The sequence below is a fragment of the Hydrogenophaga sp. L76 genome (assembly GCF_057654755.1).
This window is the reverse complement of record NZ_CM172807.1, coordinates 4,452,036-4,467,786: the sequence shown is the minus strand read 5'-3', so window position 1 is coordinate 4,467,786 and position 15,751 is coordinate 4,452,036. Positions and strand designations below refer to the sequence as shown.

17 protein-coding genes are annotated in these 15,751 nt (G+C 65.9%); 13 read left to right on the top strand and 4 right to left on the bottom strand.

Annotated elements, in window-relative coordinates; all coding sequences use genetic code 11:
* Positions 1-57: 57 nt before the first annotated feature.
* Positions 58-1,176: a substrate-binding domain-containing protein gene (locus AC23D4_RS21830; RefSeq protein WP_472887773.1), complete on the top strand. Its 1,119-nt coding sequence runs from the start codon at positions 58-60 to the stop codon at positions 1,174-1,176.
* Between the two features lies 1 nt (position 1,177).
* Here the strand turns inward: AC23D4_RS21830 and AC23D4_RS21825 are convergent, their stop codons facing one another.
* Together AC23D4_RS21825 and coaBC are read right to left on the bottom strand one after the other, a co-directional pair.
* Entirely contained in the window at positions 1,178-2,248 is a 1,071-nt protein-coding gene (locus tag AC23D4_RS21825) for an MBL fold metallo-hydrolase (protein WP_472887772.1), read from the bottom strand.
* Between the two features lie 89 nt (positions 2,249-2,337).
* Positions 2,338-3,564 (bottom strand): bifunctional phosphopantothenoylcysteine decarboxylase/phosphopantothenate--cysteine ligase CoaBC, encoded by a 1,227-nt coding sequence (gene coaBC, locus AC23D4_RS21820; protein WP_472887771.1) that lies wholly within the window; start codon positions 3,562-3,564, stop codon positions 2,338-2,340.
* A 139-nt stretch (positions 3,565-3,703) separates the two neighbouring features.
* On the opposite strand from coaBC, the gene AC23D4_RS21815 reads away from it, so the two are divergent.
* From AC23D4_RS21815 to AC23D4_RS21780, 8 genes are all read left to right on the top strand, one after another.
* Positions 3,704-4,243: a hypothetical protein gene (locus AC23D4_RS21815; RefSeq protein WP_472887770.1), complete on the top strand. Its 540-nt coding sequence runs from the start codon at positions 3,704-3,706 to the stop codon at positions 4,241-4,243.
* A gap of 115 nt (positions 4,244-4,358) precedes the next feature.
* The gene (gene pyrG, locus AC23D4_RS21810; RefSeq protein WP_472887769.1) at positions 4,359-6,026 is read left to right on the top strand and encodes a CTP synthase; all 1,668 of its coding nucleotides are present in this window, start codon (positions 4,359-4,361) and stop codon (positions 6,024-6,026) included.
* A 17-nt stretch (positions 6,027-6,043) separates the two neighbouring features.
* On the top strand, positions 6,044-6,898 hold the full coding sequence (kdsA, locus tag AC23D4_RS21805) for a 3-deoxy-8-phosphooctulonate synthase (protein WP_472887768.1): 855 nt from the start codon (positions 6,044-6,046) through the stop codon (positions 6,896-6,898).
* Positions 6,895-7,182 carry a DUF1330 domain-containing protein gene (locus tag AC23D4_RS21800; protein WP_472887767.1) on the top strand — a complete coding sequence of 96 codons (288 nt, stop codon included), beginning with the start codon at positions 6,895-6,897 and terminating at the stop codon, positions 7,180-7,182. The genes kdsA and AC23D4_RS21800 overlap by 4 nt, the downstream gene beginning before the upstream one ends.
* Before the next feature lie 76 nt (positions 7,183-7,258).
* The gene (eno, locus tag AC23D4_RS21795) at positions 7,259-8,542 is read left to right on the top strand and encodes a phosphopyruvate hydratase (RefSeq protein WP_226465707.1); all 1,284 of its coding nucleotides are present in this window, start codon (positions 7,259-7,261) and stop codon (positions 8,540-8,542) included.
* Positions 8,543-8,580: 38 nt separating this feature from the next.
* Complete coding sequence (locus AC23D4_RS21790) at positions 8,581-8,865, top strand: FtsB family cell division protein (RefSeq protein WP_472887766.1); 285 nt, start codon at positions 8,581-8,583, stop codon at positions 8,863-8,865.
* Positions 8,866-8,921: 56 nt separating this feature from the next.
* Entirely contained in the window at positions 8,922-9,599 is a 678-nt protein-coding gene (locus AC23D4_RS21785) for an AAA family ATPase (protein ID WP_472887765.1), read from the top strand.
* A complete protein-coding gene (locus AC23D4_RS21780) occupies positions 9,596-10,828 on the top strand; it encodes an AGE family epimerase/isomerase (protein WP_472887764.1) in 1,233 nt (410 codons plus the stop codon). The genes AC23D4_RS21785 and AC23D4_RS21780 overlap by 4 nt, the downstream gene beginning before the upstream one ends.
* Positions 10,829-10,840: 12 nt before the next feature.
* On the opposite strand, the gene hslO is transcribed toward AC23D4_RS21780, so the two are convergent.
* Both hslO and AC23D4_RS21770 read right to left on the bottom strand, forming a co-directional pair.
* Positions 10,841-11,821, bottom strand: a complete 981-nt coding sequence (hslO, locus tag AC23D4_RS21775) for an Hsp33 family molecular chaperone HslO (RefSeq protein ID WP_472887763.1) — start codon at positions 11,819-11,821, stop codon at positions 10,841-10,843.
* 38 nt (positions 11,822-11,859) lie between these two features.
* On the bottom strand, positions 11,860-12,384 hold the full coding sequence (locus AC23D4_RS21770; RefSeq protein WP_472887762.1) for a gamma carbonic anhydrase family protein: 525 nt from the start codon (positions 12,382-12,384) through the stop codon (positions 11,860-11,862).
* Between the two features lie 71 nt (positions 12,385-12,455).
* Between AC23D4_RS21770 and AC23D4_RS21765 the strand changes: the two genes are divergently transcribed.
* The 4 genes from AC23D4_RS21765 (at position 12,456) to AC23D4_RS21750 (ending at position 15,719) form a co-directional block, all read left to right on the top strand.
* Positions 12,456-13,325: a ferritin-like domain-containing protein gene (locus tag AC23D4_RS21765; RefSeq protein ID WP_472887761.1), complete on the top strand. Its 870-nt coding sequence runs from the start codon at positions 12,456-12,458 to the stop codon at positions 13,323-13,325.
* Positions 13,326-13,395: 70 nt separating this feature from the next.
* Positions 13,396-14,802: an ATP-dependent RNA helicase DbpA gene (dbpA, locus tag AC23D4_RS21760; RefSeq protein WP_472887760.1), complete on the top strand. Its 1,407-nt coding sequence runs from the start codon at positions 13,396-13,398 to the stop codon at positions 14,800-14,802.
* A 51-nt stretch (positions 14,803-14,853) separates the two neighbouring features.
* The gene (locus AC23D4_RS21755; protein WP_472887759.1) at positions 14,854-15,129 is read left to right on the top strand and encodes a DUF3297 family protein; all 276 of its coding nucleotides are present in this window, start codon (positions 14,854-14,856) and stop codon (positions 15,127-15,129) included.
* A gap of 5 nt (positions 15,130-15,134) precedes the next feature.
* Complete coding sequence (locus AC23D4_RS21750) at positions 15,135-15,719, top strand: DUF1439 domain-containing protein (protein WP_472887758.1); 585 nt, start codon at positions 15,135-15,137, stop codon at positions 15,717-15,719.
* The last annotated feature ends 32 nt before the right edge of the window (positions 15,720-15,751 follow it).

Genomic DNA, 15,751 nt, shown 5'->3' with positions numbered 1-15,751 from the left:
AGCCGCGTGCATAGGCGTCGGGCCAGCGGTGATGGCGATTGAGGCACACTCGCGCCCATGAGAAAGGTCGAGCTGTCGTATTCGCTCACGGCCCAGGGGACGGGCCGCACGCCCCACCATGCACTGTTGCGCAACGCCATGATGGACGTGCTGCACGCGGTGCGGGAACGGGGCTCGATCTCGGCCGCAGCGCGCTACCTGGGCCTGTCGTACCGCCACGTCTGGGGCCAGCTCAAAGCCTGGGAGGCCGAGCTCGGCCAGGAACTGCTGGTGTGGGAACGCGGCCAGTCGGCCCTGCTCAGCCCGTTCGGCGAGCGCCTGCTGATGGCAGAGCGGCTGGCGCAGGCGCGCCTGGGGCCGCAGATGGAAAGCCTGCGCGCCGAGCTGGAGCGTGCTTTTGCGCTGGCCTTCGAGCCCGAGACCAGCGCGGCCGGCGCCGAGGTGCTGACGCTGTACGCCAGCCACGACCATGCGCTGAACGCGCTGCAGGACCTGGCCGCCAGCCCGGTTGCCGGCGCGACGGGCCTGCACCTGGACATCCGCTTCTGCGGCAGCGTGGACGCCATCCGCGCGCTCAACGAAGGGCGCTGCGTGCTGGCGGGTTTTCACACCCAGCCGTTCGCCGACGCGACCAGCCTGAGCGCGCGCACCTACCGGCCACTGCTCAAGCCGGGCACGCACAAGATCATCGGCTTCGCCCGCCGCTCGCAGGGCCTGATGGTGGCGCCGGGCAACCCGCTGCGCCTGTGGGACATGCGCGATGTGGCCCGGCTGCAGGCGCGCTTCATCAACCGTGCCAAGGGCACCGGCACCCGCCTGCTGCTGGAGGAGCTGCTGGCCCAGGCGGGCATGGATCCGATCGACCTGCGGGGCTTTGACCGCGTGGAGAGCTCACACGCCGCCGTGGCACAGGCGATCGCCAGCGGGGACGGTGATGCGGGCCTGGGCACCGAATACGCGGCACGCAGCCAGGGCCTGGGCTTCGTGCCCCTGACCGATGAGCGCTACCTGCTGGTGTGCCTGAAATCGGCGCTGGAGCTGCCCGCTGTGAAGCGCCTGCTGGCGTTGCTGGGCAGCCAGGCGTGGCAGGCGCGACTGGACCGGCTGCCGGGGTATACGAGCGACCACAGTGGCGAGGTCGCCGCCATGAAACGCCTGCTGCCCTGGTGGCGGTGAATCAGAAAGCTTCTTTCTCGGCTTCGAGATACGCCAGGCTGGTGTACTTGCCGATGTTGCTGTCGAAGCCGTCCATGGTCTTGGCGCGGCTGGCGACGCGGGGATCTTTCATCACCAGGTCTTTGGCGCCATCGATGGGAATGCCTTCCTTGACGGCGTGCACGCTGGGCTCCCAGATGCCTTTCATGAACGTGCCGTAGGTGTCGAGCAGGTCCTTGCTGCCGCGACCGTGACCGGGCAGCCAGAGCTGGTCGCCCGCCGCCCTCTTCAGTTCGTCGTAAAACTTGAAGGTGCCGGGGTAGGAACCGTCGTCCATGTTGGCGATGCGGTTCGCCATGGCGATGTCGCCCACGTAGGTGAGCTTGTCCTGCACGATCTCGAAGCACAGGTCGGACGGGGTGTGGGCGCGGCCGTAGTGGTGCAGCTTGATCTGCACATCGCCGTAGTCGAACACCTGACCATGTTCGACCACTTTGTTGGGCGCCACCACCTTGGTGCCCAGCGTCGCCTGGTTGGTCCAGCGCTCCATCAGGCTGCGCCAGAGATTGCCTTCATTGCCCGCGATCTGGTCGCGCGTGTGGGCCAGCGCGTGAATCGGCAGGTCGGCGCCATAGGTTTCGGCAAAAGCCTGGTTGCCCAGCCAGTGGTCACCGTGGTAGTGGCTGTTGAAGACCGCGATCACCGGCTTGGGCGTCACGGTCTTGATCATGCGAATCGCCATCTGGCCAATCTGCACCGATGCACCGGAGTCCAGCACCACCACACCCTTTTGTGTGATGACGAAGATGATGCTGGCCATCAGCCCCTGGTTTTCCTGGGTTGGAAAGCCCTCTTTGGCATAGACCATCCAGACGTGCGGCGACAGCTGTTCGGGTTTCACGTCGGGCACCGGTGGCCCTTCGATGAACTCGTGCACCTGCTGGGCAAAGAGCCTCACTTCCGGAACCATGGCCAGCCCGGCCACCCCGAGCCCCGCGCCCCCCATCATGCGAAGCCACGCGCGGCGGCTGCGCGTGTTCGTGGGTGGGTTGAGGGCGTTGCCGGCCTGTGCCGGTGTGGACCGAGAGGTCATGGGGTGTCTCCTGTCTTTTGAATCGTCGAATAAGCATGTACTTATTTGATGATCATAAGACCGGAACCGCCGGACAGGCAAGCGGCAGGTCAGGTGGGCAGACGCAGCGCGATCTCGGCCACGAGCTGGCGCGCGAGCTGCAGCTTGGAGGCCTTGGGCAGGTCGGTCGTGCCCTGCGCGTCCACCAGCAGCAGGGCGTTGTCATCCTGCCCGAAGGTGTCGGGCCCGATGTTGCCGACCAGCAGCGGCACACCCTTGCGTTCGCGCTTGGCCTGGGCGTTGGCCAGCAGGTCGTGGCTCTCGGCCGCAAAACCCACGCAGAACAGTTGGCGGTTCTGGGCCCGGGCGCCCGAGGCGATACCGGCCAGGATGTCCGGGTTCTCAATGAAGGACAAGGTGGGAACCCGGCCGCTGCCGTCCTTCTTGATTTTTTCGTTGGCCGACTCAGCGGGACGCCAGTCGGCGACGGCGGCGGCGGATATGAACACGGTCGCTGTCTGGCTCAGCACGTTGAGCGTCTTCTGCATGTTCAGCGCCGACTTCACATTGATGCGTCCCACCCCACGCGGCGTGGGCAGGCTCACCGGTCCAGCCACCAGGGTCACGAGAGCACCCGCTTCGTGCGCCGCACGCGCAATGGCAAAGCCCATCTTGCCGCTCGAGAGGTTGGTCAGGCCGCGCACCGGGTCGATGGCCTCGTACGTGGGGCCGGCGCTCACCAGCACCTGCTGGCCCGCCAGCACCTTGGGCGTGAAGAAGCGCACCAGCTCGTACAGCAGTTCGTCGGATTCCAGCATGCGGCCATCGCCCGTTTCGCCGCAGGCCTGATCGCCCACGCCGACATCCAGCACGGTGGTGCCGTCGGTGCGCAGCTGGGCCACGTTGCGCTGCGTGGCCGGGTGCGCCCACATCTCGCGGTTCATGGCCGGCGCCAGGATCAGCGGCACCTTGTCCAGCGGACGCGCCAGACACATCAGGCTGAGCAGGTCATCGGCCCGGCCATGCAACAGCTTGGCCATGAAGTCGGCACTGGCCGGCGCCACCAGGATCGCATCGGCCTCGCGGCTGAGGTTGATGTGCGGCATGTTGTTGTCCGAGCCACCGGACGTGCGCTGGTCCCACTGCGAGGTGAACACGGGGCGACCCGACAGCGCCTGCATCGTGACCGGCGTGATGAACTGCTCGGCGGCCCCGGTCATGACCACCTGCACCGAGGCCCCCTCCTTGATCAGGGTGCGACAGAGCTCGGCCGCCTTGTAGCAGGCAATGCCGCCCGAGAGGCCGAGGACGATGTGTTTTCCGGCGAGGTCGTTCATGGCTTCAATGTATCAGTTTGTATGCGGTCGTGGTCAGCACATGCAGGCACAATCTCTCCCGACAGGTCTCCCGCATCACAGTGAACCGCAGTGATAATCCCCGCCTACACCTTCAACCCAACGACGAACACACAAAGCCATGCGTATCGCTTTCGTACTCCGGACCTGGATCCTTTGCGGCACTCTCGTGACACAGGTTGCCTGTGGCGGATCGGACGATCCCGACATCATCCCAACCGGGGGCGCTTTGCCCAATCTGGCGTTCGCGGACAACGATGGATACCTGCCACTGGACAAACTCAAAGCCGACGGCAGTTTTTATGCCGGCAATGAACCCGACTTTGGCACGCCAAACCCAGCCTACGCCGTCAGCAGCAAGACCGAATCGAAGTGGGCCATCGACACCTCGGCCAGCGTGCCGGCTGGCCATACGCTGAGCTACAGCTTCAAGGTCAGCGGGGTCAACGTTGGCGCTGCCGAGGTCGCCAGCCTGACCAGCAACCTACGGATCCAGGCGGACACCGGCCTGATCACCCAGAGTTGCACGGGCTTTCCCAATTGCTACGACAACCACAGCGCCCAGGACGACGAATTCCTGATCACCGCGACGGCCAGCGTCAATGGCAACAAGGGTTCTCTGACCCGCAAATTCGCGTTGCGCGTGCGCGCCAACAACTGAGCGCGTTCTGACAGTTGATCGGTCCAGCCCCACCGGGCTGGGCCCGGCCTGGTCCGTGGGGTGCCCTCTATAATCGCCATTTCCACCTCCTGCGAGCGACCGGCTCGCCCGAGACATGACCAAATTTGTGTTCGTCACCGGCGGTGTGGTGTCCTCCCTGGGCAAGGGCATTGCTTCTGCTTCCCTGGCTGCGATCCTCGAATCGCGTGGCCTCAACGTCACCCTCATCAAGCTCGACCCGTACATCAACGTGGATCCGGGCACCATGTCGCCCTTCCAGCACGGTGAGGTCTTCGTCACCGACGACGGCGCCGAAACCGACCTGGACCTGGGCCACTATGAGCGTTTCATCGAAACGCGCATGAAGAAGACCAACAACTTCACCACCGGCAAGATCTACCAGTCGGTGCTGGAGAAGGAACGCCGGGGCGACTACCTCGGCAAGACGGTGCAGGTGATCCCGCACGTCACCAACGAAATCCAGGAATTCATCAAGCGCGGCGCCGGCATCGGCACACCCGATGCGGTGGACGTGGCCATCGTGGAAATCGGCGGAACCGTGGGCGACATCGAATCGCTGCCTTTCCTTGAAGCGGTGCGCCAGATGAGCCTGCGCATGGGGCCGAACAACACGGCCTTCGTGCACCTGACCTACCTGCCGTGGATTGCCGCGGCTGGCGAGCTCAAGACCAAGCCCACACAGCACACGGTGCAGAAGCTGCGCGAGATCGGCATACAGGCCGACGCCCTGCTCTGCCGCGCCGACCGCCGCATCCCGGAAGAAGAACGCGCCAAGATTTCGCTGTTCACCAACGTGCCCGAGTGGGGCGTGATCAGCATGTGGGACGTGGACACCATCTACAAGGTGCCGCGCATGCTGCACGAGCAGGGCCTGGACGGCCTGATCTGTGACAAGTTGCGCCTGAACACACCACCCACCAGCCTCAAGCGCTGGGACGAACTGGTGCACGAGACCGAGCACCCTCAGGGCGAAGTCAGGATCGCCATGGTCGGCAAGTACGTCGACCTGTCGGACAGCTACAAGTCGGTCAACGAAGCACTGCGCCACGCCGGCATGCGCAACCATGTCAAGGTGACCATCGACCACGTCGATTCCGAGACCATGGAAGGCACGGACGCCGCTGAAAAGCTGGCGAAATACGACGGCATCCTCGTGCCCGGCGGCTTCGGCCAGCGCGGTGTCGAAGGCAAGATCAACACCGCCCGCTTCGCCCGCGAGCACAAGGTGCCTTACCTGGGCATCTGCCTGGGCATGCAGGTCGCCACCATCGAGTACGCGCGCCACGTGGCCGGCCTGAAGAACGCCAACAGCACCGAGTTCGACCCGGCCACCCCACACCCGGTGATTGCCCTGATCACCGAATGGAAAGATGCCGATGGCAGCATCCAGACCCGCAGCGCCAGCTCCGACCTCGGCGGCACCATGCGTCTGGGCGCGCAGAGCTCCGACGTGACCAGGGACACGCTGGCCCACAGCATCTACGGCGACGTGGTCACCGAGCGCCACCGCCACCGCTACGAAGCCAACGTCAACTACCTCGACCAGTTGCGCCAGGCCGGGCTGGTGATCTCGGCGCTGACACAGCGCGAGCAGCTGACCGAAATCGTCGAGCTGCCCAAGGCCGTCCACCCCTGGTTCATCGGCGTGCAGTTCCATCCCGAATTCAAGTCCACGCCGTGGGCCGGTCACCCGCTGTTCAACGCCTTCATCAAGGCCGCCGTCGAACAGCACGGCCTGCAAAAACTCAAGGCTGTGGCCTGAAACTGGAAAGCCCACCCATGAAGCTCTGCGGATTCGACGTCGGCCTGGACCAGCGCTTCTTCCTGATCGCCGGCACCTGCTCGATCGAGGGGCTGCAGATGTCCATCGACGTCGCCGGTCAGCTGAAGGCGGCCTGCACCGCGCTGGACATTCCGCTGATCTACAAAGGCTCTTTCGACAAGGCCAACCGCTCTTCGGGCACCAGCCAGCGCGGCGTCGGCCTGGAGGCTGGCCTGAAGATCCTCGATGAGGTGCGCCGCCAGCTGCAGTTGCCCATCCTGACCGACGTGCACGATGCATCGCACGTGGCCGAGGTGGCCAGCGTGGTGGACGTGCTGCAGACGCCGGCCTTCCTGTGCCGCCAGACCGATTTCATCCGCGCCGTGGCCCAGTCCGGCAAGCCGGTGAACATCAAGAAGGGCCAGTTCCTCGCCCCCTGGGACATGAAGAACGTGATCGACAAGGCCCGCGATGCCGCTCGGGAAGCCGGCCTGTCGGAAGACCGCTTTCTGGCCTGCGAACGTGGCGTGAGTTTTGGCTACAACAACCTCGTGGCCGACATGACCAGCCTGGCCGAGATGCGCAAGTCCGGCGCGCCCGTGGTCTTTGACGTGACCCACTCGGTGCAGAAACCGGGCGGCCTGGGCTCGGTCAGCGGCGGTGCCCGCGAGATGGTGCCGGTGCTGGCCCGTGCGGGCGTGGCAGCCGGGGTCGCAGGCCTGTTCATGGAAACCCATCCCAAGCCCGCCGAGGCCTGGTCGGATGGCCCCAATGCCGTGCCGCTCAGGCACATGAAGGCGCTGCTCGAAACACTGGTGGCGCTCGATGCCGTCGTCAAAAAAACACCCCTGCTGGAGAACAACTTCCAATGAGCGCATACATCATTGCGGAAGTGACGGTCACCAACGAAGACCAGATGAAACGCTACCGAGAATGGAGCACGCGCGCCATGCAGGAGTTCGGCGCTGAAGTCGTGGTGCGCGGGGGCCGTGTGGAGCCGCTCGAAGGGGACTGGAACCCGCAACGGGTGGTGGTGCTCCGGTTCAAGGACCTCGCGACCGCACAGGCCTACTACCGTTCTGAAACCTATACCCATGCCCGCCAGTTGCGGGAAGGCGCGGGCTCGATCCGCATGTTTGCTGTTGAAGGCGTTTGACCGGATTCCCGTGATCTACGTCTTCATCCTGGGATTGATTGTGTTGATCTATTTTGGATTTTTTTGAAGGACCGATATGAGTGCAATCGTTGATATCGTTGGCCGCGAAGTCTTGGACAGCCGCGGCAACCCCACCGTCGAATGCGACGTGCTGCTGGAGAGCGGTGTGATGGGCCGTGCGGCCGTGCCGTCGGGCGCTTCCACCGGCAGCCGCGAAGCCATTGAGCTGCGCGACGGTGACAAGAGCCGTTATCTCGGAAAAGGCGTCTTGAAGGCCGTCGAACACATCAACACCGAAATCTCCGAAGCCGTGCTGGGCCTCGACGCTTCCGAGCAGGCCTTCCTGGACAAGACCCTGATCGACCTCGACGGCACCGACAACAAGGGTCGCCTGGGCGCCAACGCCCTGCTCGCTGTGTCCATGGCCGTGGCCCGCGCTGCCGCTGAAGAAGCCGGCCTGCCGCTGTACCGCTATTTCGGTGGCATGAGCGCGGTGCAGATGCCCGTGCCCATGATGAACGTCATCAACGGCGGCGAACACGCCAACAACAACCTCGACATCCAGGAGTTCATGATCATCCCCGTGGGGGCGCCGAGCTTCCGCGAGGCCCTGCGCTACGGCGCCGAGGTGTTCCATGCGCTGAAGAAGATCCTGCACGACCGCGGCATCAGCACGGCGGTGGGCGACGAAGGCGGTTTTGCCCCCAACGTGGACAACCACGAAGCCGCGATCCAGATGATCCTGGAAGCCATCGACAAGGCTGGTTTTGTGGCTGGTGAGCAGATCGCCCTGGGCCTGGACTGTGCCGCTTCCGAGTTCTACAAGGATGGCAAGTACCAGCTGGCCGGCGAAGGCATGAGCCTCACCGCCCAGGAATGGACCGACATGATGGCCAACTGGGTCGACAAGTACCCCATCATCAGCATCGAAGACGGCATGGCCGAAGGCGACTGGGACGGCTGGAAGCTGATGACCGACCGACTGGGCAAGAAGGTGCAAATCGTGGGCGACGACCTGTTCGTCACCAACACCAAGATTCTCAAGGAAGGCATCGACAAGGGCATCGCCAACTCGATCCTGATCAAGATCAACCAGATCGGCACGCTGACCGAAACCTTCGCCGCCATCGAGATGGCCAAGCGCGCCGGCTACACCGCCGTGATCTCGCACCGTTCGGGCGAAACCGAAGACAGCACCATCGCCGACATCGCCGTCGGCACCAACGCCGGCCAGATCAAGACCGGCTCGCTGTCGCGCTCGGACCGCATGGCCAAGTACAACCAGCTGCTGCGCATCGAAGAAGATCTGGGTGAAGTGGCCGTGTACCCGGGCCGCGCCGCGTTTTACAACTTGAAGTGATGTCTGCGGGCCTCTTGCGCCGATAGACTCCTGCCACCATGGGTTCACGCTTCATCCCCGCCCTGCTGATCACGCTGCTGCTCGTGCTGCACGCGCAGCTCTGGTTCGGCCGGGGCAGCGTGCCCACGGTGTCGGGCATGAAGCAGGAACTGGCCCGGCTGGAGCGCAGCAACCGCGAGGCCAAGCTGCGCAACGACCAGCTGGCCAGCGAGGTGCGCGACCTGCAAGAGGGCCTGGACATGGTGGAAGAGCTGGCCCGCCAGAATCTGGGCATGGTCAAGCCCAACGAGGTCTTTGTCCAGATCGCGCAGACCCGGCCCTGAGCGGCTGAGCGTCTTTCGCGCATCACAGTCACCGCACGTCGTTGAACGCCCCACCTGTGGCCACAACGATCACGCTGCTGGGTGGTGAATCCACCGGCAAGTCCGACCTGGCGCAGGCACTGTGCCGACACCTCAACGAAGGGCTCCACATCCCCACCGCACTCGTTGCCGAACAACTCCGGCACTGGTGCGAGACCATGGGTCGCGCGCCGCGCGCCGATGAACAGTCCGCTCGCGCGGCCGAGCAGACAGCGCTCATCGCGCAGGCTGCCAGCCAGCATGGTGTGGAGCTCGTGGTGGCCGATACCACCTCGCTCGTGATCGCGGCCTACAGCGAGCTGTACTTCAACGACACCTCACTGCTGCCCGCCGCCCGGGCCGAACAGCGCGGCTACGACCTGACGTTGCTGATGGGGCTGGACCTGCCCTGGGTCGCCGACGGCCTGTTTCGCGACAGCCTGGCCGTGCGCGACGCCACCGACGCGGTGCTGCGGCGCGAGCTGCAGATCGCCGGCGTGCGTTACCAGACCATCTATGGAAAGGGGCCAGCGCGTCTGCAGCAGGCCTTGAGGGCCATCGGCAAGCACCTCGGCCGGCCGCTGCTGGCCGACGATCCGGCGCTGCGTCTGGGCCGGGGCCGCTGGGTCTGTGAGAGCTGCAGCGACCCGGACTGTGAACACCGCCTGTTCAGCCAGCTGGTGACCACCGATCACACCAAAGACCCGCCACCATGATCCCGGCACAACCCTTGCCCGACTTCCGCTCTCCCGATTTCCTGCGTACGCACGTGCGCGACTGCATGGCCTTCTACCACCCGCGGGCCATCGACCCCAGCGGCGGTCTGTTCCATTTTTTCCGGGACAACGGCGAGGTCTACGACCACCACACCCGCCACCTGGTCAGCAGCACCCGCTTCGTCGTCACCTACGCCATGGCCGTGCGCTCGGGGGCCGATGCCTCGCACCGCCAGGCACTGGCCCACGCCTTCGACTTCCTGCGCCGCGCGCACCGCGACCCCCACAGCGGTGGCTACATCTGGCTGCTGGACTGGCGCGACGGAAAAAAGACCGTGCTCGACGGCACCCAGCACGCCTACGGCCTGGCCTTCGTCCTGCTGGCGCACGCCCACGCCTTTATGGCCGGTCTGCCCGAGGCGCACGCTGGCATCGCCGAAACCTTCGAGTTGCTGGAGCAGCGTTTCTGGGAACCAGGCCACGGCCTCTACGCCGACGAGATCGGCCCCGACGGGGTGCTCAGCGACTACCGGGGCCAGAACGCCAACATGCACCTGTGCGAGGCGCTGCTGGCCGCCTTCGACGCCACCGGCGAAACCCGCTACCTGGTCCGCGCCGAGCGACTGGCCGACCACATCTGCATCCGGCAGGCGGCGCTGGCCGATGGCCTGGTGTGGGAGCACTACCGCGCCGACTGGTCGGTCGACTGGGACTACAACAAGGACGACAGGAGCAACCTCTTCCGCCCCTGGGGTTTCCAGCCCGGCCACCTGACCGAATGGGCCAAGCTGTTGCTGCTGCTCGATCAGCGCCGCCCACGCGCCGACCACCTGCCGCGCGCCAGGTTCTTCTTCGACACCGCGATGGTGAAGTCGTGGGACACGCTACACGGCGGCCTGTTCTACGGCTTCGCGCCCGACGGCAGCGTGTGCGACAGCGACAAATATTTCTGGGTCCAGGCCGAATCTGTCGCCACCGCCGCGCGCCTGGCCAGCGTCACGGGCGAAACCCGCTACTGGGCCGACTACGACCGCCTGTGGGCTTACGCCTGGCAGCATTTCGTGGACCATCAACACGGCGCCTGGTGGCGCATCCTGCGCGCCGACAACTCAAAAATCAGCGACGAAAAAAGCCCTGCGGGCAAGGTGGACTACCACACCATGGGGGCGTGCTACGACGTCCTCGACACACTGGGCCAGGGCGCGCGGCGGCTGCGCGCGACGACCTGACCCCGCCGCCGTTCACTGGAGATGGGGTGTGGCGGGCGGCTGCGCGTGCGGCTGCAGAAACACCTGCGCCGCATCCACCGGGTCAAACCGGTACATCGCACCGCAGAAGTCGCAGCCCACCTCCACCTGACCCTGCTCGGTGATGATCGATTCGATCTCGTCGCGCCCCAGGCTGCGCAGCATGCTGCTCACGCGCTCGCGCGAGCAGGTGCAGGCAAAACGCGGGCCTTCCTCGCCCGCCAGGGGCTCGAAGCGGCGCAGGTCTTCTTCCCAGAACAGGCGGTGCAGGATCGTCTCGGCGTCCAGCTCCAGCAGCTCCTCACGCTTGAGGCTGGCGGCCAGGATGGCAATGCGGTTGTAGTCCTCGTTCCGGCCGATCTGGTCTTCGTCGCTGGCCACCGCGCCCGCACCGGCCAGGTTGGCCTCGCCCTGCAGCGGCAGGCGCTGGATCAGCAGGCCCGCGGCCACCTTGTCATTCGCGGCCAACACCAGGCGTGTGTCGAGCTGCTCGCTCTGCAGCATGTAGTGTTCGATCACTTCGCTGAGCTTTTCCAGCTTCTCGTGGCGGTCACCAAACAGCGGCACCACGCCCTGGTAAGGCTGCTGGCCCGGCTGGCGGTCTTTCGGGTCGAGCGTGATCGCGCAGCGCCCCTGGTTGTTCACGTTGACCATGTGCGAGAGCGGCGCATCGGCCGCCACCTCGCCCAACACCGTGGCCGTGGCGCGCAGGCTCAGGTCGGGCTGCACCTCGGCCACGGCGAGCTTCACCGGGCCGTCGCCCATGATCTGCATCACCAGCGCACCGTTGAACTTGATATTGGCCTGCATCAGCGTGGCCGCCGCCGTCATCTCGCCCAGCAGTTCCTGCACCGCCGCGGGATAGCCGCCCGCCTGTTCGCGCCGGTGCAGGATGTCGGTCCAGGCATCGGTCAGGCGCACCAGCATGCCGCGCACCGGCAGGCCTTCAAACATGAATTTGTGGAGTTCGGACAAGGGGTTCTTTCGATTCGGTCAACGCTGGCAGATCGGGGTCAACCGATCTTTTTCAAGCCGCGCCTGAAGCGCTCCGCGTTCTCGACATAGTGTTTCGCGCTCTGGCGCAAGCCTTCGATCTGCTCGGGCGTGAGCTGGCGCACCACCTTGGCGGGGCTGCCGATGATCATGGAGCCATCGGGAAATTCTTTGCCCTCGGTCACCAGCGCGCCCGCGCCCACCAGGCAGTTCCTGCCGATCTTCGCGCCGTTGAGCACGATGGCACCGATGCCGATCAGCGATTCGTCCCCCACGGTGCAGCCGTGCAGCATGACCTGGTGGCCCACGGTCACGTGGGCGCCGATGGTCAAGGGCAGCCCATCGTCGGCGTGCAGCACGCTGCCGTCCTGGATGTTGCTGCCGGCGCCGATGGTGATGGTGGCCGTGTCGCCCCGCACCGTGGTGCCGAACCACACGCTCGCGTGCTCGCCCAGGCTCACATCCCCGATCACCAACGCGTTCTCGGCCACCCAGGCCGAATCGGCCACGCGCGGCGCCACGCCATCGAGTTCATAAATCGCCATGCCGGGTGTCTCCAATCCTGGTTGTTGTTGCGGGGCCCAGGGGGCCACACGCGAAACCTAGAATTGTAGGGATGCAGCGCCCCGATGACCGCCCCACTTCCGACATGCCCGGCACCAGCCTGAGGGAACGCGCCTTGCACACGCTCTGCATCCCCGACCCGGGCCACAAGGCCCGCGCGGCTCTGGCGCTGTGGGCCGCCCTGGGTGCGTGCGCCGATGCGGATCGATGCCTCGACGCCCTGCGCCCCAACGACCCCCTGAACCCCGTGCCCGGCGCTCCCCTGCCGGGTCGACCGGACCGACCCGCCCTGGTGCCACCCATGGACGTGCCGCACCGTTCGCCCTTCACCGCCGAGGGCCTGGCGGCGCTGTTGCATGCGGTCTGCCACATCGAATTCAACGCCATCAACCTGGCGCTCGATGCGGTCTGGCGCTTCGCCGGCATGCCCGTCGACTTCTACCGCGACTGGCTGCGCGTGGCCGCGGAAGAGGCCACCCACTTCGGCCTGCTGCACACGCACCTGCAAAGCCTGGGCTTCCACTACGGCGACTTCCCCGCGCACGATGGCCTGTGGGAAATGTGCGTGAAGACACAGCACGACATCACCGCGCGCATGGCGCTGGTGCCGCGCACGCTCGAAGCGCGCGGGCTCGACGCCACCCCGCTGATCCAGGCCCGCCTGCGCAAGGTCAACACCCCCGCAGCCCTGCGCACCGTCGAGATCCTCGACGTGATCCTGCACGACGAGATCGGCCATGTCGCCATCGGCAACCGCTGGTACGGCTGGCTCTGCGCGCAGCAGGGCCTGGACCCGCTGGCGCACTACCGCCTGCTGGCCCGCACGCACAGCGCCCCGCGCCTGAAACCGCCGTTCAACAACGTGGCCCGGCGCGCAGCGGGCTTCAGCCAGCAGGAACTTGACGACCTGCTTGGCGCCTGAGACCGCGGACCGTTCCGGCCCGACAACCCCGGTGCGGTCGCTGCCATCGGGCAAAAACCGATAATCGGGGATGACCACTGTTTCCCCCATCGCTTCCGCCGCCGATTTCAGCCAGTTACCGCTCTCGCCAGCCATGCTGGCCAACCTGCAGCAGCTCGGCTACCTGAACATGACGGCCATCCAGGCCGCCAGCCTGCCGGCCGCCCTGCTGGGCAAGGACATCATTGCCCAGGCCAAGACCGGCAGCGGCAAGACCGCGGCTTTTGCGCTGACGCTGTTGTCCAACCTGAATCCGCGCCGCTTCGCCGTGCAGACCCTCGTGCTCTGCCCCACGCGCGAACTGGCCGACCAGGTGACCACCGAAATCCGCCGCCTGGCGCGCGCCGAAGACAACATCAAGGTCGTCACGCTGTGCGGCGGTGTGCCGCTGCGCGGGCAGCTGGCCACGCTGGAGCATGGTGCACACATCGTGGTCGGCACACCCGGCCGCATCATGGACCACCTGGAGCGCCAGAGCCTGCAACTCGACGCGCTCAACACCCTGGTGCTCGACGAAGCCGACCGCATGCTCGACATGGGTTTCTTCGACGACATCGTGAAGGTCGCACGCCAGTGCCCGAAAGATCGCCAGACCCTGCTGTTCTCCGCCACCTACCCGGAAGGCATCGCCAAGCTGGCCGCGCAGTTCATGCGCGATCCCGTCACGGTGACGGTGGAGGCGCAGCACGCCGGTGGCCAGATTGAACAGCGCTGGTACCAGGTGAAGGACAACGAGCGACTGCACGCGGTGAGCCAGCTCCTGCTGCACTTCCGCCCGGCGAGCACGCTCGCGTTCTGCAACACCAAGGCGCAGTGCCGCGATCTCGTGGCCGTGCTGCAGGCGCAAGGCATGAGCGCTCTGGCGCTCTTCGGTGAACTGGAGCAGCGCGAGCGTGACCAGGTGCTGGTGCGCTTTGCCAACAAGAGTTGCTCGGTGCTGGTGGCCACCGACGTGGCCGCACGCGGGCTCGACATCGCGAGCCTGGCCGCCGTGATCAACGTGGACGTGACGCCCGACGCCGAGGTGCACATCCACCGCATCGGCCGCACCGGCCGAGCCGGCGAAAGCGGCTTGGCGCTGAACCTGGCCAGCATGAACGAGATGGGCAGCGTGGGCAAGATCGAGCAGCTGCAGGGCCGCGAATCCGAGTGGCACGAACTGGCCGAACTGGTTCCCACCGGCAACGGCCCGCTCATGCCACCGATGGTGACGCTGCACATCCAGGGCGGGCGCAAGGAAAAGATCCGCCCTGGCGACGTGCTGGGCGCGCTCACCGCCGACCTCGGCTACACGCGCGAACAGGTCGGCAAGATCAACGTCAACGACTGGTCCACCTACGTCGCGGTGGACCGCGCCATCGCCGAGCAAGTCGCCAGCCGATTGAACGATGGCCGCATCAAGGGCAAGAGCGTGAAGGTGCGGGTACTGGCCGATTGATGCCGCCGCACCGCCGCCTGCCGCCCCCCAGAACTCCCCGAAAATAGACCCATGAACGACACGAACACCCAACCGGCCCAACCGGCCCAACCGGCCCAACCCGCACTGCCCGACCGCCTCTCCATCGACCCGCGCAGCCCGCACCACGTGGCCGCCGTGTTTGAACACGACATCGGCATCCGTTTCAATGACAAGGAGCGCTTCGACGTGGCCGAGTACTGCATCAGCGAGGGCTGGGTCAAGGTGCCCTCCAGCAAGACGGTGGATCGCAAGGGGCAGCCCCTGCTGATCCAGCTCAAAGGCAAGGTCGAAGTGTTCTACAAGTAAGCCCCATGCACCGCCGCGTCTTGCTGACCGCCTGGATACCGCTGCTGCCCTGGATCGGCGCGGCACGGGCACAGGCTGCGCCTTCACCGGACGCGGCGCCCGCCTCGCCGCCCCGCCTGAACGTGCCGCTCGATGTGCTGCAGAACGAGGTGGGCAAACGTTTCCCGCTGCGTTACCCCGTGGCCGGGCTGGTGAACCTGGACCTGGCGGTGCCGCAACTGGGCTTGCTGCCGGCCTCGAACCGGCTGCGCGCCGAGATGGCGGTGAACGCGGCCGGCCCGATCCTGCAGCGCAACCAGCCGGGCACGTTCACCGTCGATTTCGCACTGCGCTACGAGCACAGCGATCGAACGCTGCGAGCCCACCAGCTCAAGGTCTACCGCATGCGTTTCCCCGGCCTGCCGGCCGACGCCGCCGAACTGCTCAACAACTACGCACCCGCACTGGCCGAACAATCCCTGCGCGAAGTGGTGCTGTACCAGTTGAACGCCCAGGAAACGGCGATGGCCGACCTGCTGGGTCTGCGACCGGGCCGCATCACCGTGACCGGGCAAGGTCTGGCGGTCGAGCTGGTCACCAGGCCGCTGTAGGCCCCGGCCGGCTGTCACTTCGCGCCTGACAA

Bases quoted from the DNA above. Each gene is read 5' to 3' on its own strand.
- AC23D4_RS21830 (WP_472887773.1), top strand. From the start codon at position 58: ATGAGAAAGGTCGAGCTGTCGTATTCGCTCACGGCCCAGGGGACGGGC.
- AC23D4_RS21825 (WP_472887772.1), bottom strand. From the start codon at position 2,248: ATGACCTCTCGGTCCACACCGGCACAGGCCGGCAACGCCCTCAACCCA.
- coaBC (WP_472887771.1), bottom strand. From the start codon at position 3,564: ATGAACGACCTCGCCGGAAAACACATCGTCCTCGGCCTCTCGGGCGGC.
- AC23D4_RS21815 (WP_472887770.1), top strand. From the start codon at position 3,704: ATGCGTATCGCTTTCGTACTCCGGACCTGGATCCTTTGCGGCACTCTC.
- pyrG (WP_472887769.1), top strand. From the start codon at position 4,359: ATGACCAAATTTGTGTTCGTCACCGGCGGTGTGGTGTCCTCCCTGGGC.
- kdsA (WP_472887768.1), top strand. From the start codon at position 6,044: ATGAAGCTCTGCGGATTCGACGTCGGCCTGGACCAGCGCTTCTTCCTG.
- AC23D4_RS21800 (WP_472887767.1), top strand. From the start codon at position 6,895: ATGAGCGCATACATCATTGCGGAAGTGACGGTCACCAACGAAGACCAG.
- eno (WP_226465707.1), top strand. From the start codon at position 7,259: ATGAGTGCAATCGTTGATATCGTTGGCCGCGAAGTCTTGGACAGCCGC.
- AC23D4_RS21790 (WP_472887766.1), top strand. From the start codon at position 8,581: ATGGGTTCACGCTTCATCCCCGCCCTGCTGATCACGCTGCTGCTCGTG.
- AC23D4_RS21780 (WP_472887764.1), top strand. From the start codon at position 9,596: ATGATCCCGGCACAACCCTTGCCCGACTTCCGCTCTCCCGATTTCCTG.
- AC23D4_RS21770 (WP_472887762.1), bottom strand. From the start codon at position 12,384: ATGGCGATTTATGAACTCGATGGCGTGGCGCCGCGCGTGGCCGATTCG.
- AC23D4_RS21765 (WP_472887761.1), top strand. From the start codon at position 12,456: ATGCAGCGCCCCGATGACCGCCCCACTTCCGACATGCCCGGCACCAGC.
- dbpA (WP_472887760.1), top strand. From the start codon at position 13,396: ATGACCACTGTTTCCCCCATCGCTTCCGCCGCCGATTTCAGCCAGTTA.
- AC23D4_RS21755 (WP_472887759.1), top strand. From the start codon at position 14,854: ATGAACGACACGAACACCCAACCGGCCCAACCGGCCCAACCGGCCCAA.
- AC23D4_RS21750 (WP_472887758.1), top strand. From the start codon at position 15,135: ATGCACCGCCGCGTCTTGCTGACCGCCTGGATACCGCTGCTGCCCTGG.